This window comes from Rhizobium acaciae (assembly GCF_025941625.1).
Lineage (GTDB): Bacteria > Pseudomonadota > Alphaproteobacteria > Rhizobiales > Rhizobiaceae > Rhizobium > Rhizobium acaciae.
Map to the genome: position 1 here is coordinate 88238 of NZ_JAPCZO010000021.1, position 15250 is coordinate 103487.

Consider the following 15250-nt stretch of genomic DNA (forward strand, 5'->3'; position numbering starts at 1 on the left):
TTGGCGGAACGCTGCTCTATTCTCATCATAGACGACAACATCGACGATCTCGAGGTCTATCGCCGCATATTGGGCCGCGTTTCCAGCACTGCCTATACCGTCGTGGAGGCGGAGACGGGCGAAGAGGGTCGTGCGCTGAACGGCCGGAAACGGCCGGACTGCATCCTGCTCGATTATTCGCTGCCGGGGCGCGACGGGCTCGGCGTTCTTGCCGATATCCTGGAGGATGATCCCGCCGCCAACGTCATCATGCTGACCGGCCAAGGCAACGAAACCGTCGCCGTCGAGGTGATGAAGAGTGGGGCACGCGACTATCTGACAAAGGATTCGCTTTCGCCCGAGACACTGCATCGCTGCATTCAGAATGCCATCATGCATGGCATGCTGGAAGCGAAGCTGGAGCAGAAGCGGCAATCGCTTGAGATCTTTACCCGCGCCATGGCCCATGATTTGAAGGAACCGCTCCGGACGATCAAATCCTTCAGCCGCATCCTGCACGGTTCTGCAGCGCTCCCGGCCGAAGACCGGGAATTGCTGGATTACGTGCTCAGCGCCGCCGACCACATGGAAGACCTGATCGTCAAGGTCTCGGGCTTCACCAAGCTCGAGGCCTCGGGCGGGCTGGAGCTCAGGCCGGTCTCGCTCTCCGATGTGCTCGACCAGGTGGAGGACAATCTGCGCCAGCAGACCGAAAGCCGCGGAGCCGTCATCATCCGCGCGGCGCTGCCGGAGGTCATGGGTGATGCGACATTGCTGACCCAGCTCCTGCAGAACCTGGTGTCGAATGCCGTCCGCTATTGCGAGCAGAAGGTTCCGGAGATCAGCATCACAGGCGAGGCGCAGGGCGATATCTGCCGCCTCACGGTGCGTGACAACGGGCCCGGCATCGACCCCGAGCACCGCGAGCTGATCTTCCAGCCGTTCAAGCGTCTCGTCGGGCGCGGCATCGAAGGCACCGGGCTCGGCCTTGCCATCTGCCGCCGCATCGCGCAGATGCATGGCGGCTCGATCTGGTGCGAGGCAGAAAATGGGCCGGGCGCCACCTTCATTTTCGAAGTGCCGCTCGCCGAGGCGAGGCCCGTGCCATCAGCCGCATCGGCCGTCCCGCACAGCGCCAGATCGGCGGAGCAGCCAGGCGAAGGTTCGGGCAGGCTCGCCGAAGTGCTGCTGGTCGAGGACAGCCCGGCCGACATCCAGCTTCTGAAGATCAAGCTGATGCGGCGGGACAAGGTGAATTTCAACCTGCATGTCGCGACCAACGGACGCGAGGCGATGCGGCTGCTCGAAGAACGCGCCGGCATCGCCGATGTGCCGCAGATCGACCTGATGCTGCTCGACATCAACATGCCGATCATGGACGGCTTCGAGGTGCTGCATGCGCTTTCTGTCGACATCCGCCTCAAGCAAATTCCCGTGTGCATCCTCAGCACGTCAAGCGACGAGAGCGACATGCGGCGGGCCAGAAATCTCGGCGCGCGCGCCTATATGGTGAAGCCGCCGACCCTGCAGCAACTGGAAGAGGCACTTGAAGATGTCGAACATTTGGAGTTGTTGCAGCGCGGCGATTCGCTTGCGCTTTGTGCGGAACAAAATTAAGCGATCGTCATTGGCAACGGTATGACCTTCGCAGCTCTCATACTCGCGCTCCTGACGACACCGCTTCAATCAGGACTGCTCTCGATGGTATCAGGTATACATCACATCACGGCCGTCACCCGCAAGGTGCAGGCGAATGTGGACTTCTACGTGGGATTTCTCGGCATGCGGCTCGTCAAGCAGACGGCCGGTTACGAGGACGCGACGCAGCTTCATCTGTTCTATGGCGATGCAGTGGGGACGCCGGGTTCGCTGCTGACTTTCCTCGCCTGGGAAGATGGTGCGCCCGGCCGGGCCGGTTACGGTCAGATCAGCGAAATATCGCTGTCGATCAATCCCACCAGCATCGGCTACTGGCTGACGCGCGCCATGAGCTTCGGTCTGAGTTCGGAGGGACCGGCCGACGAATTCGGCGAGCCTGTCCTGCGGCTGAAGGACCCTGACAACATCATCCTCAAGCTCGCGGGCGCAAAGAACCTCCGATCGCCTGCCGCCTGGGACGGCGCCTCGATCCCGGTCGAGCATGCCGTTCAGCGGGTGCGCGGCGCAACGATGCTGACGGAGAAACCCGCCGAAAGCCGCAGCTTCATCGAGGCGCATTTCGGTTACCGCTTCCAGGCCAGCCGCGGCACGATCGACAGGCTGGTGTCGCAATCCGGCGACGTCATCGACGTGCGCGATGCACGCGGCTTCTGGTCCGGCGCGCCGGGCACCGGGACGGTCGATCACGTCGCCTTCCGCGCCGCCGACGAGGAGACGCTGCATTCCGTTCGCAGGGCTCTGGAGGCGACCGACGCCTCGCCGACCAATATGCATGACCGCAAATATTTCCGCTCGCTGTACGCCCGCGAACCCGGCGGCACGCTGTTGGAACTCGCCACCGACAAGCCCGGCGTGACCGTGGACGAAGAGCAGGCCGCCCTCGGGGGGAAGCTGTTCGCGCCGCCCGAAGCCATCGCCAATCTTCACGACCTGAAGGTGATGCTGCCGCAATTTTCAATGCCCGGCCAGCCGCGTGTCAACTATCGCGAGCTGCCATTCGTCCACCGCTTCTATACGCCCCCGGACCCCGATGGCAGTGTCTTCGTGCTGTTGCACGGCTCCGGCGGCAATGAGACGACGCTGATGCCGCTCCTGAACAAGGTGGCGCCGCGGGCGACACTGCTCGGCGTGCGCGGCCGGGCGACGGAGGAAGGTTTTCCGCGCTGGTACAAGCGCATTACCCCCTTTTCCTTCGACCAGAACGACATCAAGACCGAGGTTGAGGCATTCGCGGCCTTCATCGAGGGTGCCGTCAAATCCTACGGGCTCGACCCTCAGAAAGTCGTCTATGTCGGCTACTCGAATGGCGCCAACCTTTTGAACTCGCTGCTCTACCTGCACCCGAACCTGGTTCACAAGGCGGTGCTGCTGCGCTCCATGCCTGTTCTCAGCGACTATCCGCATGCCGATCTGAAAGGCACGGACCTGCTCGTCATCAGCGGCAAGACGGATGCCTACGGCAAATATGCGAGCGAGTTGGAAGAGAGGCTGAAGAGTTCGGGCGCCACCGTCGATTCCGACGTCATCCCCGGCGGCCACGATCTCGGCGATGCCGACGTGCCGATCATCCAGAAATGGCTGCTGCAGGAAAATCGCTGATCAGCCGCGGCTTCACACCTGAACGCGGGACGTCCGGGCAATCATGATGCCGGCAAGCACGACGGCACCGCCAAGCGCCTGCATCGTCCCGATCGCCTCGTTAAGCAGCGCCCAGGCAAGGATTGCTGCAACGACCGGCTGCAGCAGCAGTGTCAGCGAGGAAAAGGCCGGCGGCAGATAGGCGAGCGCATAGGTGATCGCCACCTGTCCGCCAGCATGGCTGATAAAGGCGAGGCCGAAAACGATCGACCAGCCATAGACGGTCGCGGGCAGCATATGGCCCTCGTAGATCAGGCCGATCGGAAAGATGCAGACGGCAGCGCAGGCCGTGCTCCACAGCATGATGCGGATCGTATCGAAGCGGCTGCGCAGCCTGCCGATCGCAAGGATGTAGCAGGCATAAAAGAAGGCGGCGATCATCGCGATGCCGTCGCCGCGGAGGTCGCCATTGCCGATGGCTGCCGGTCCGCCCTTCAGGATGACGACGCCTGAGAGCGCCAGGAGAAGCCCGAGCGCGAAGACGCGGCTGATCCTCGCGCTGAAAAAGACGAAGGCGATCAGCGTGACGAAAACCGGTGCGAGGTTGGCAAGCAACGTCGCATTGGCGACCGACGTCATCGTGAGCGAAAGGTGCCAGGCGGCGAGGTCGAGCGCCAACATGACGCCCGGGAGAACCAGCATGGCATAGTCGGAAAGGCTTTGCGGCTTCGCCCCCCTTTCCTTCTTCATCAGCGAGACGATGACGATCGGGATCAACGCCAGCGCCACGCGCCAGAAGGCCGTCGCCATCGGACCGACTTCGGAGAGCCTGACGAAGATCGGCGAGCCGCCGATCGCCGCCCCGCCGAGAAGGAGCGCCGCAAGGGCGAAACGATTGGAAGGCGAGGCTTCAGAAAGGGTGGGAGCGGCCTGCGACATGATCTCGATATTTCTGGTCGCCCAAATGCCGGGCCGGCGAAAGTTGGTGGCCGAGTGACTATCAGAAGTCGATCACTGGGGACAGTCGAAGAGCGACATATTGATGGAAAATCAGGCAGGATGCCTATTCGTCGCGCTGGTCCGCAGCTTTTCGGCGATCGCGGTCGCGACGAAGAAGGCATGCTCGGTCACCTGCGGCAGTCCCATCAACTCGCCGAAGGTGCCGCGCGCCAGCGGACCGGAGATCAGCAGCGAAGGATCTGCCTTTCCTGACGGGCCGATCGCCTCCGAGCGCTCGGTGCAGGTAAGGCCGAGGCCGGTCGGATCGAGCGTCAGGTGATCATTTGCCGCAAGTGCTGCGAGCCAGGGCTGGGTTTGGAGAATACCGCCATGCGCCGGGCCGGTGGTGACAACGACGGCGTCATAGCGTCCCTCCAACGGCTGGCGCTGATGACGCGGTTGCAGGGTGCAAAGAATGAGCTCGCCCTCGATGCGCGCATCGACAACCGACCCGGCCAGGATATCGAGGCGGCCCGCAGCAACCGCCGCGTCGAGCACGGCCTCGACCTGCGGGGCGATACGGAAACGATGCACATCCCAATAGGGACGCAGATGGCGGACGAGACGGCGTCGTTCGGCAACCGGCAGCGCCTGCCAGAGATCGTATCCCTGCGCCCGCACCTGATCGATCACCCCATGCCAGCTGATGCCCTCTTCCTTCGCCGCATCTATGGCGGCGCGGATCCCTTTCAGCAGCGACACGGCGGATTGGGCCGCATCGGAGATAAAATCGCCGAAGAGCTCCTGCGGTACCGGCGGATGGCCGCGAGACCGCAGACCGCGGCGCGAGATCGCGGTCACCGGACCGTTATGCCCGCGCTGCGCCAGCGAGGCGATGACATCGGCGGCCGTCAGGCCGTTGCCGATGACCAGCACCCGGTCCTGCGGGCGGATCACGTCGAGCGCGCCGGGCTTGGTGGTATCGCCGACGAAACGGGGATGGGCGGCAAGCTGGCCCGCAAGCCGGCCGGGGGCTGCCGGCGGCGGATGGCTGGTGGCGATCGCGACGATATCGGCCTCCGTCACGCCGCCTCTATCGTCGAGGATCGACCAGCGGCCGGCACGGCGTTCGACAGCCGTCACTGCAGCGCGGCAATGACGCACGGTACCGTCTTCCAGCAGCGGCTTCAGCAGCGAGGCGACATAATCGCCGAACAGCCGGCGCCGGGGGAAGAGCGAGCCATCGGGCTGCCTGGCCTCAGGGTCGTCGGCGATGGCGTCGCGGGCTTCGATCCAGGCCAGGAACTCACCCAGGTCATCGGGCTGCAGGCTCATCTTGGCGGCTGGAACATTGATGCGGTGGGCCAGATCGGCCGTGTCATAGGCAAGGCCGCGGCCGAGTTCGGCGCGCGGCTCGAAGACCACGATGGCAGGGCGCTCGCCGCAGTCGGCTCTGGCGAGATGATAGGCGACACCGGCGCCGGAGACACCGCCGCCGATGATGGCGACGACGGGCTGTTCAGACGTCGGGAGGGGCTTGGGCTGCATGGTGGCCGGGATCATTGCTTTCGATGCCGGAGCATAGAAGCGGGGCAGTGGTCCCGCAATCCTCTCCCCGATCGTCTATAATTATGATGTAGATTTAGCCTTACCCCGATATCGTCGTCGAGAACTCGGGATTGCCCCGGATGGTGTTGCTCACCGTGCAGATCTCATCTTCGGCGGCATGGGCGATTTTCTGTCGGGTTTCTTCGTCGATATCGCCCTTGATCGAAAAAACGATGTTGAACTTGGCAACGCGCGAAAGGCCTTCCGTTGCCTTCTCGCCGGTGACCTCGGCAGTGATCTCGCTGATCTTGTCGAGAACGCCCATCTGGCTGGCGGCGATGCGGGCGCTGAGCACCAGACAGGCCGAGAGCGAGGAATAGAGCAGATCGAGCGGATTGAAACCCGGCTGCGACGGCGCGGTGACGATATCGATCTCGCCCTTGGTGGCGGAGGTGACGTGCGGAAAACCGGTACGGCCGACAACGGCGGTGGCGCCGGTCGGGCGGGGACGTGCCTTGAGATCGGCCATGTTGAAATCCTCTTGCGAATATCTTGCAGATGGTGATTTCCGCCTGAGGCGGCAATGGCAAACGCCGCCATGGGTTTCGGAACCTTTCCACCCGTCATCAGTTGAATACACCTGAACGAAATCAGTGACAAAGGTGGATTGCGATGCCTGACGTCCGCAGCATGGATAACCAGGGCCGGCGGATGGATGCTCGCGATCGGCTGATCGTTGCGCTCTATGCGCAGCTGAAGGCCGAGCGCGAAACCCGCGAAACGCTGGAATGGGCGATCCGAAATGGCGCCGTCTCACAGGAGGTGCTGGAAGCCATCGCTGCCGATCCGGTTCCGGTCGTCACCAGCGAGGATATCGCGTCGCTAGAGAAGATCATTGCGCTCGATGAACGGCGCAAACCAAATCGGAACTAGCCGACGACGACATGCACCCTATTTGAGTGAGAAGAGGAGATCCGAAATGGCCGATATCACCTATCAGGTCGTGCCGCATGACAATGGCTGGGCCTATAAGCTCGGCGACACACTCTCGGAAACCTATGCGACAGCGGACGAAGCGATCGTCCATGCCAAGGACGCTGCATCGCGCCAGAAAATCGGCGATGGCGATGCGCTACTCGCCTATCCCGCGCCCGACGGCCGCGGCTGGGCATTTCAGGAACTCGAAACCGACAAGAGCGGCAGCCGGCTCTGATTTGCGACGGAGGATGGAATGGCCGCTCGGGCAAGCTGGAAGGGTCATCTGAAGGTGGGCGACCTTGCCTGCGCCGTCGGGCTCTACACCGCCGTTTCCTCCTCCGAGCGAGTCTCCTTCAACATTATCAACCGCAGGACCGGCCACCGGGTGGAACGGCAATTCGTCGACAGCGAGACTGGCAAACCGGTCGAGCGGGGCGACCAGGTCAAAGGCTACCAGATGGAAAATGGCGACTACATCGTCATCGAGGGTGACGAGATTGCCGAAATCATGCCGGAAAGCGACAAGGTCCTCAATATCAAGGCTTTCATCGCCTATGACGATATCGACAAGCTTTATTTCGACCGCCCTTACTATCTCGCGCCCGTCGACGAACATGACGAGGAGGCGCTGTCGCTGATCGCCAGGGGCATGCGTGACGGCAAGGTCGCGGCTCTGGCCGAAGCCGTGCTTTTCCGGCGCAACCGGACGCTGCTGATCCGTCCGCATGACGACTACATCGTCGCGACCATGCTGAATTTCGACTATGAGGTGCGCTCGGCCGAAACGGTCTTCAACGACATTCCCGACATCCAGTTCGACAAGGAAATGATCGCGCTTGCAGGCCATATCATCGGCACCAAGCAAGGCAGCTTCGAACCGAGCGAATATGAAGATCGCTACGAGGCTGCCCTCGTCGAGCTGGTGAAGGCGAAGATCGAGGGCCGGGCGCCACCGAAGAAGAAACCGGCCCCGGAACGCAAGGTCGTCGACCTGATGGAAGCGCTGCGCCAGAGCGCCAAGATGAGCGGCAAGGCTCCAGCAAAGAAGGCCGTGGCGAAGAAGGCGCCGGCGCGCAGCGACAGCCGCAGCAAGAAGGCAAGCTGAGATGGCCTCGCCCCTGGCGGGCGATGGGCAATCTCAAGAAATCGCTGGCCACTTTTCATTGGCGCGGCTTCTCGCCGCCTTCGGCCGCCAGGCTCTTTTTCAGCGCATCCATGATATTGATGACATTGCCGGTCGATTTCACCGGTGCGGGTTTTTGCGCGGGCGCCGCCTTCTTCAGGCTCTTCTGCTTGCCGCGGATCATCGACTTCAGGCGTTTCTGGATCGGATCCTGCACCATGGCCGGGCTCCAATTCTTCGTCTCTTCCTTCACCAGTTGCGTCATCAGCGTCAGCAGCTTGCTGTCGATCTCGGCCTTGCTGTCGAGTTCGGCCACGGGATCACGCACCTCGTCGCCATAGCGCAGGGTCCAGAGAACAATGCCTTTTCCTAGCGGTTCCAGCAGCACCGCACGCTCGCGGCGATAGAGAACAAGGCGGGCGATGCCGACGACGTCATTCGCCTTCATCGACTCGCGAATAACACAGAAGGCCTCCACCCCGACCTTGTCCTCGGGCGCCAGAAAATGCGGTTTGTCGTACCAGATCCAATCGATCGAGCCGCGCGGCACGAAACTGTCGATCTCAATGGTGCGGGTGCTTTCGAGCCCGACCTCCTCGATCTCCTCGTCCTCGAGAAGCACATAGTCGTCCTCGCCGCGCGGATAGCCCTTCACCTGGTCCCGCTCAGGCACCGGCTTGTGGGTGACGCTGTCGACATAGCGGCTTTCGACGCGGTTCTTGGTCTGGCGATTGAGAACGTGGAAACGGACCTTGTTGCTTTCGGTCGTCGCCGGCGTCAGCGAGACGGCGGCGGTGACAAGCGAGAGCTTGAGATAACCTTTCCAGAATGTCTGACGTGCCATGTCTGCCCTGCTCCCGGACACGGTTGGACATGGCAATCAACGGCGGGTTCGGTCTTTGGTTCCGGGAGTTGAAGATTTCGTCGATAAGATGCGGTCGGTGCATTTCCATTTCATGGATCGGCCCGAGCATTGCGGGCGGAGGGACCAGAGCCACTCTTTCCTTGCCACCGCCATTTTCCTCTTCAATAATGAAAGCCCCAAGACGTCAGGATATCGGTAATCTGAATGTTGCGACTTTTCGCCAACCTCGTCATCGTCCTCGCATGCAATTTCTTTTTCATCGTCGGCAATGCTGGCACGTCCTTCGCACAGGAATGCCCTGACCCGACAAAAGCGATGAATGCCTCGGCCCAGCAAAAGCAGGCAAGCAAGCGACTTAATCGCGCTCTTCCCAGCTATCGCGCCAGATCGGCCCGATACAACATGGCTCTTGTCGGTGATTCCCTCGTCGAACTCTGGCAGCCCTGGATCAAGGACAGCTTTCCCACCCGCCCGGTGATGAACCTCGCGGTCGCCGGCGACACCACGCAAAATGCATTGTACCGCCTCGAGGGTTTAGGCCTTCCGGATTTCCATCCCGCGGACGTCGTCGTGCTGATCGGCACGAACAACCTGGGTGCGAAAACCGCGCCATGCGCAGTGGCAGCTGGTGTCGTGGCTGTTGTCAGCAAGGTTCGCGCTCTTTGGCCGGGCGCTCATATTTACGCGTTGTCCATACCGCCTCGGGGTAAACGCTACGCTTTCTACGAGGATGTACGAATTCCGGCCAACCAGCTTGTCGCATCGTCATTGGCTGAAATGCCGGGTGTCACGTTCGTTCAAATGAACGATGATATGTTGCGGTGCGGTAAGCCAAGCGATAAGGATTGTTCCAACTACAAGCCTGACCATCTTCATTTCAATGAAGGGGCATACAAGCTGATCACGAGCTTCCTCGCCGCAGCGGGTCTACAGCTTTGATTTTTGCCGCTCAGGTGGTTACCAAAACGTAAGGCGGAATGTCATGAGCACCTCATTTGACAGCTACCAACCGATTGGCCTGCAAAGACATAGACCCAGAGCTCGCGCGCAATATCGCATTCGGCGTGAAACCCTCGTTCGGATCGTCCTCTCGGCAATATTTTATATTTCCCTCTGGAGAGCGACCGGCATGTGGTACGGGCTGCCCGCCGACTTCCAGGAGGGTGTCGGCAAAGATCCCATGCCAATGCGACTGTTGCTGATGTCGCTCGTTCCACTCATTGGCCTCTACTGCTTGCTGGAGCCCAGGCGAATCGTTGAATTGCTCCGCAGCGCCTCGCCGCTGGTTGGCATAGTCTGCTTATGCGTCTTTATGTCGATTGCTTTTTCCGTCAGCGTTACAGCCTCGCTCCGGGCTCTCGTCGCCGTCGCATTGCTGACGGCTGGACCCCTTCTTTACAGAGCCCGTTATGGAGCCGTCGACACATTTGAAAGCCTGGCGAAATTTGCCATTGCGACGGCGTTCATCAATATTCTTTACACGGCAGCCTTTCCCCGGTTTGCGGTGATGAGAGGCAGTTATGCCGGGATGGTGAAAGGGGCGTTCTACCACAAAAACATGCTCGGCCAGTTTTCGGCAGCAAACTTCATCCTGCTGCTTCCAGCCCTGCCGATGTGGCGTCTGCGCTATTATGATCTCCTGCGATGGGCAGCAATGCTGCTCTACCTCGTGCTCATCCTGCTGGCGAAATCATCAACTGCGATCATCCTGCTTTCCATCGGAGTAGCCGTATACTACGGAATGAGCTGGATTCAGCGCTTTCCAGGCCGCATCTTCAGATCCTTCATCGTTCTTCTTGCATTCGCCCTGCTGGGCTTCGTCGTCTCCGTCGCGTTGATGGGTGTGGCACAGGCGATTGCCGAGTCATTCGGGAAAGACCTTACGCTCAGCGGACGTACGAATGTCTGGGAACAGTTGCTGCCGCTGATCTACGAGCGGCCGCTTTCAGGCTGGGGATTTGCCTTGTTCCGGCAACCCGACATCATGGAGCAATATGTTCGCCTTACGTGGGACGCTCAATCCACCCACAACACCTATATCGAACTTGCGCTGAACATGGGCATACCCGCGACCATCATCTGGACCTCGTTCGTCGTGGTGCGGCTCGTGGCGAAGATGACCTCGTCGCCCCTCAATCAGGCGCTCGCCATCACCAAGAGAAAGGAGGTTGTCATTATCCTCCTGATCTTGATCGGTGCGTTCACCGAAGCCGGAATGATGCTCGCCCCCTTCATCTTATGGCCCCACACCGTGATCGCGCTTACGAGCCTTGGCCCGGAGTTCCTGTCCCGCTTCCGCAAACCGACCCAGGCAGGCGCGCAACATGCATCAGGCTAAAAAGATGACTTCAAATAATCGTAGACTGGTTGGCCTCGATGGCATTCGTGGCTTGGCGGCTATTTGTGTGGCAGTGCATCACACCGAAGGTTTTGTCGGATTTGATGCAGCGCCGGCTGCCTATCTCGCCGTCGACCTGTTCTTTTGTCTCAGCGGCTTTGTGATCGGCCACGCCTATGAGAGGAAACTCATCCAAGAGTCTTCGCTCTCTGCCAATGATTTCGCCATCAAGCGTCTCATCCGCCTGTATCCCCTCTATCTGCTCGGTTTGCTGCTCGGTGTGCTTGCATATGCAGGCATGTCGCTCAGCAGAAATCAGCAAATGGATCCGATGCTGTTTGCCACCTCGTTGATTGCCTCGATGTTCTTCCTGCCGGCGATCGGCGGAACATCGCTGAAGGCGCCGAACCTGTTCCCCTTCAACGGTCCGTCATGGTCCCTATTCCTGGAGATCGTGATCAACCTCGCCTACGGCTATACGGCGAGATTGCTGTCCAACGGTGTGCTCGCTGTCATCCTGCTTGCGTCATGGGTTTGGCTGGCGGCGCAAACGCTGGCCCATGGAAGCGCCGACCTGATCCCGCTCGACGGCGCCTTGCTCTCCGGATTTCCCCGCGTTCTCTTTTCTTTCAGCCTCGGTATCCTGATGTACCGCTACCGTCAGCGGCTCTCCCCTTCGGGCATCGGAAAAGCAGCCGCAGTGACAACAATCGTCGTCGCGACTGCTCTTCTCGTCTTCCAGGCGCCAGCCGCACTGGTTGGCATAAAGGACCTGATCGTCATCACTGCTTTATTTCCTCTCGCCGTGCTTGTCCTTTACACAGCCAACTTCGATGGCGTGCTGCGGCAGCCCCTTCTTATTGCGGGAGAGGCGTCCTACGCGCTCTATGCAATTCATGTTCCGCTGCTGGGATTGCTGTTGGGAGCCTGGAAGGCCGCTGGCATGGGACAACCGCCGGCTTGGGCGATCTTTGCCATCGTTCTTCCGCTGATCGTCCTATTGGCCATTGTCGTCACCCGCCTCTACGATGAACCGGTTCGCAAAGCGCTCAGCGCAGGAAAGGCCATGAGGCTTGGCTGGCGTCGATCCTGATTTTGCGCGATCCGGGTCTCCGTCGCATCGTCTAAATCGAGAGATAGCGCTTCTGCCACGGCAGCTTGTGTTCCTGCCATGCCCGCGGCGTGAAGTCGTCATAGGCAGTCTCGGCGATCGCCAGCATCCAGTTCTGCGCCTTGCGGGCCAGTAGGACGCATGACAATTCCATGCCAGGCTCAACCGCGATCGAGGGCCGATTGGCGCCTGGGATATCGATACCCTTGTTCCGCCACTGGATGCGGATTTCGTCGGGCTCGGATGTCCATTCGCCGGAGGAAACGGAAGCGTTGCCGTCAGGCTTGAAGCGAAGCGGCGGCGGGGTGACGTTCAGAAAGCTGCCATCGTTGCGATAGTTGCCATCGATATCACCCGCAGTCGCTTTGCCGTTTCCCTTGAGAACAATGTCCTGCTCGCACCGCAGAAATATGTTGCGCCGAAAGCTGCCGGACCACCGACGGTTGGCGAAGAACGCGATGTCGCATTGGCTAATGACGTTGTCGTGGATATCGATGTCTTTGCGAAATGCCAGCTCCTGATCCGAAAAGCCGCTCAGGCTGACGCCACGATTGGTGTTCTCGATCCAGTTATCATAAATGTGATGGTCGGCGTGGTCGGCCTTGTCGCCGACGCCGTAGCCGAAGGAATAATCATTCATCCTGCCATCGCGCATGATGTTGCTGCGCACCACGGCGTCATCCCCAATCGACGAAAAGGAGAAATTCTTGCCGCCGATGAAATTGTATTCGACCAGGTATTTTCGCGTTCTGTCGCAGACCAGCGCGCCCTTGTTCGATGCGCTCGCCGGCGACTGCAGGAAGAGATTGCCGCGGATCACGATATCGGAGCTGATATTGTCGTCGCTGTTTTGATAAGCGAACTGGCAGCAGTCTGCTCCCTCGCCCGGTGCCGCGCCGATGCGGTTATTCTCCAGCAACACGTGCGTCGTCTTCGTCAGGTAGATGCCGTCGCCGTTCACATTCTCCGTTTCGCAGCGCCTGACGGTGAGATTCCTGCCATTGTGAAATTTGAAGCCTCGAGGAGAATTCTTGACGATAACGTCTTCGATCACCGTATCGGAAAACACCTGATAGGCGACGCCGACATCGGGCGCACCATCGATGACCTGTCCGCGTGTAGACGCGCCGTGAACTTTCTTTCGCAGGATGGCGGTCATTACATTTCCTTCGATATCGGTGCTGCGGGGAATTAAGCAGAGGGCATGTGGCGGATGTTTGAATATTTGGAAATTCAGCTTGTAAACCGCCCATCTTGCAGAAACGACAGGGTCTGGCTCCACATCGTCTTGTTGACGGGCAAGAAAGTGTGGTTTGCCGGAATGACGATATGCGCTGCCGCGCCGTCGAGACGGGTGCTCTCCACCGAAACCTTTCCATCATTCGGAACCCTGACGCCGATGATAAGCGAAGAGACCGGGTCGATGGTTCGGTTCCCGGCAATGATGCCAAGTTCGAAATCGACCGTGCCGAACAGCGCGGTCATGGCGGTTTGATCGGTAATCAGCTGTTGCCCCGCCGGTCCATAGAACTTTCTGTATAGTGGCCAGTTCTTGAGGAAATCGGCAATCTGACTGCCGTTGTTCGGCGTTCCGACCATCACAACTCTCCCCAGGTTGGCCGGGCGATAACGCGTAAGAAAAGCGCGGATGACCAGCCCACCCATCGAATAACCGACGAAATGAACCCGGCCATCGCCTGCTTTCACGGCGTCGTCGATCTCCGGTCGAATGATGTCGATGAGGTCGCTGATCGAAAATTTGGTGGAGGGGTAACCGACGTTCACAACCCGATAACCGTAGCCGGACAGGAAGCCGGCGAGCTTCGCCATGCTTTTCTTCGTCCGGGCAATGCCGTGAAACAGGAGGACAGTGTCGTTCATCATGTGGCCGCTTAACCGGGCTGCTATCGATCTGGCCTATTCTGTAGCTCTCGCGGTGAAGATTGTCGATCAATGCGGAATGGCCAGACATCCGAGCAGTTTTGCTGTGGAGCACGCGTGCTCGAAGCTAAGAGTGACACGGCAGTGATCGGTGAGAACGAAATCCAAGCACTCCCTTTCGACGCTGGAGAGGCGCAGGCCAGCCTCCGCTCTTCCGCCGACGGAATTAGCGGCTTACTCCGTTGGCGCCCGAGCAGCCCTCACAATACATCCAAACACATTGATTGATTGCATTCAATATAGTTATAACTTTCCCATTTGATGCGGCAACGCTTCTTGATGCGGAGCCCTCCCTCGCATCCATGGCTATGTGACCGGCACCAGAAGAGGCGGCACGCTCGAAGAGCTTCCCCGGAACCCAGCCGCGAAAGCGGCTCATGCTGCACAATATCATGTCTCCTTGCCCTGATTGACGATCAATTGAATGCATCTGTTTTGAGCTTTCATGCATTCGTTTTTTGCATTCGATCGCCCAGAAAATTGGCTTTAAAACTTTAACTCTCGCAATTGATCGCATAATTGAATGTGTAATTGGTAGATTTGACTGCTATTTATGCATAATCAATCTGGCATGACGCTTGCAATTGGATGGATGCTCCCCGGATGGGGATCGGATTTCAATCAAGGAGCCATCCATGCCCGCAGTGACCAAGCCAGCCAATCAAAAAGGCGACTTTCTTGTCGATTACGAGGACAAGGTTTTCGAGGACGTACAGGCCGGCGAAGGCGAAAAAGCCCTCGTCACCTTCCATACCGTGGCCTTCGAAGGATCGATCGGATTCGTCAACCTGCTGCAGGCGACACGCCTGAAGCGGAAGGGTTTCGAAACCTCGATCCTTCTCTACGGCCCGGGCGTGACGCTCGGTGTTCAGCGCGGTTTTCCGACGCTCGGCGCGGAGGCCTTTCCCGGCCATCTGAATTTCAACAACCAGATCGTCAAGTTCATGGAAGAAGGCGGCAAGGTCTATGCCTGCCGTTTTGCCCTTCAGGCGCTTTACGGCCATGGCGAAGGCGCGCTGATCCCCGGCATTACGCCGATCAGTCCGCTCGACGTTCTCGACCTGATCCTGATCCATCGCCGCGACGGCGCCTTCATCCTTGATACCTGGACGCTCTAAGAACCAGGCGCGCGCCGAAGAAGAAGGGGCGGAGCCTGGCGCTCCGCCTCCCCACCGTCAATCGAGGATTTCG

15 protein-coding genes are annotated in these 15250 nt (G+C 59.7%); 9 read left to right on the forward strand and 6 right to left on the reverse strand.

What is annotated here, in order from left to right; genetic code table 11:
- Together OLZ32_RS28695 and OLZ32_RS28700 are read left to right on the forward strand one after the other, a co-directional pair.
- Entirely contained in the window at positions 1–1596 is a 1596-nt protein-coding gene (locus tag OLZ32_RS28695; RefSeq protein WP_264424119.1) for a response regulator, read from the forward strand.
- Positions 1597–1617: 21 nt separating this feature from the next.
- On the forward strand, positions 1618–3237 hold the full coding sequence (locus OLZ32_RS28700) for a VOC family protein (protein ID WP_264424121.1): 1620 nt from the start codon (positions 1618–1620) through the stop codon (positions 3235–3237).
- Between the two features lie 12 nt (positions 3238–3249).
- Here OLZ32_RS28700 and OLZ32_RS28705 read toward each other — a convergent pair whose 3' ends face one another.
- From OLZ32_RS28705 to OLZ32_RS28715, 3 genes are all read right to left on the reverse strand, one after another.
- Entirely contained in the window at positions 3250–4155 is a 906-nt protein-coding gene (locus tag OLZ32_RS28705) for a DMT family transporter (protein WP_264397680.1), read from the reverse strand.
- 111 nt (positions 4156–4266) lie between these two features.
- Positions 4267–5718, reverse strand: coding sequence for an FAD/NAD(P)-binding protein (locus tag OLZ32_RS28710; protein ID WP_264424124.1), 1452 nt, complete (start codon positions 5716–5718; stop codon positions 4267–4269).
- 85 nt (positions 5719–5803) lie between these two features.
- Entirely contained in the window at positions 5804–6232 is a 429-nt protein-coding gene (locus OLZ32_RS28715) for an OsmC family protein (protein ID WP_222286598.1), read from the reverse strand.
- Between the two features lie 143 nt (positions 6233–6375).
- Between OLZ32_RS28715 and OLZ32_RS28720 the strand changes: the two genes are divergently transcribed.
- Genes OLZ32_RS28720 through ku (OLZ32_RS28730) form a run of 3 tightly spaced genes read left to right on the forward strand, consistent with a single transcriptional unit; the run spans position 6376 to position 7786 of the window.
- Complete coding sequence (locus tag OLZ32_RS28720) at positions 6376–6636, forward strand: hypothetical protein (protein WP_003545458.1); 261 nt, start codon at positions 6376–6378, stop codon at positions 6634–6636.
- A gap of 46 nt (positions 6637–6682) precedes the next feature.
- Positions 6683–6916 carry a DUF2188 domain-containing protein gene (locus OLZ32_RS28725; protein WP_003545457.1) on the forward strand — a complete coding sequence of 78 codons (234 nt, stop codon included), beginning with the start codon at positions 6683–6685 and terminating at the stop codon, positions 6914–6916.
- Between the two features lie 18 nt (positions 6917–6934).
- Positions 6935–7786: a non-homologous end joining protein Ku gene (gene ku / locus OLZ32_RS28730; RefSeq protein ID WP_264424130.1), complete on the forward strand. Its 852-nt coding sequence runs from the start codon at positions 6935–6937 to the stop codon at positions 7784–7786.
- A 55-nt stretch (positions 7787–7841) separates the two neighbouring features.
- Here ku (OLZ32_RS28730) and ku (OLZ32_RS28735) read toward each other — a convergent pair whose 3' ends face one another.
- A complete protein-coding gene (gene ku / locus OLZ32_RS28735; protein WP_264424131.1) occupies positions 7842–8648 on the reverse strand; it encodes a non-homologous end joining protein Ku in 807 nt (268 codons plus the stop codon).
- Between the two features lie 225 nt (positions 8649–8873).
- On the opposite strand from ku (OLZ32_RS28735), the gene OLZ32_RS28740 reads away from it, so the two are divergent.
- The 3 genes from OLZ32_RS28740 to OLZ32_RS28750 are packed head-to-tail and all read left to right on the forward strand — an operon-like array spanning position 8874 to position 12100.
- Positions 8874–9608 (forward strand): SGNH/GDSL hydrolase family protein, encoded by a 735-nt coding sequence (locus OLZ32_RS28740; RefSeq protein WP_264424133.1) that lies wholly within the window; start codon positions 8874–8876, stop codon positions 9606–9608.
- A gap of 43 nt (positions 9609–9651) precedes the next feature.
- Positions 9652–11007 carry an O-antigen ligase family protein gene (locus OLZ32_RS28745; protein WP_264424135.1) on the forward strand — a complete coding sequence of 452 codons (1356 nt, stop codon included), beginning with the start codon at positions 9652–9654 and terminating at the stop codon, positions 11005–11007.
- Positions 10994–12100 (forward strand): acyltransferase family protein, encoded by a 1107-nt coding sequence (locus OLZ32_RS28750; protein ID WP_264424137.1) that lies wholly within the window; start codon positions 10994–10996, stop codon positions 12098–12100. Before OLZ32_RS28745 ends, OLZ32_RS28750 begins: the two co-directional genes overlap by 14 nt.
- A 31-nt stretch (positions 12101–12131) precedes the next feature.
- Here OLZ32_RS28750 and OLZ32_RS28755 read toward each other — a convergent pair whose 3' ends face one another.
- Positions 12132–13277 (reverse strand): right-handed parallel beta-helix repeat-containing protein, encoded by a 1146-nt coding sequence (locus tag OLZ32_RS28755; protein ID WP_264424139.1) that lies wholly within the window; start codon positions 13275–13277, stop codon positions 12132–12134.
- A gap of 74 nt (positions 13278–13351) precedes the next feature.
- On the reverse strand, positions 13352–13999 hold the full coding sequence (locus OLZ32_RS28760; protein WP_264424141.1) for an esterase/lipase family protein: 648 nt from the start codon (positions 13997–13999) through the stop codon (positions 13352–13354).
- A 695-nt stretch (positions 14000–14694) separates the two neighbouring features.
- Between OLZ32_RS28760 and OLZ32_RS28765 the strand changes: the two genes are divergently transcribed.
- On the forward strand, positions 14695–15177 hold the full coding sequence (locus tag OLZ32_RS28765) for an MSMEG_0572/Sll0783 family nitrogen starvation response protein (RefSeq protein ID WP_003545449.1): 483 nt from the start codon (positions 14695–14697) through the stop codon (positions 15175–15177).
- Positions 15178–15250 lie beyond the last annotated feature (73 nt).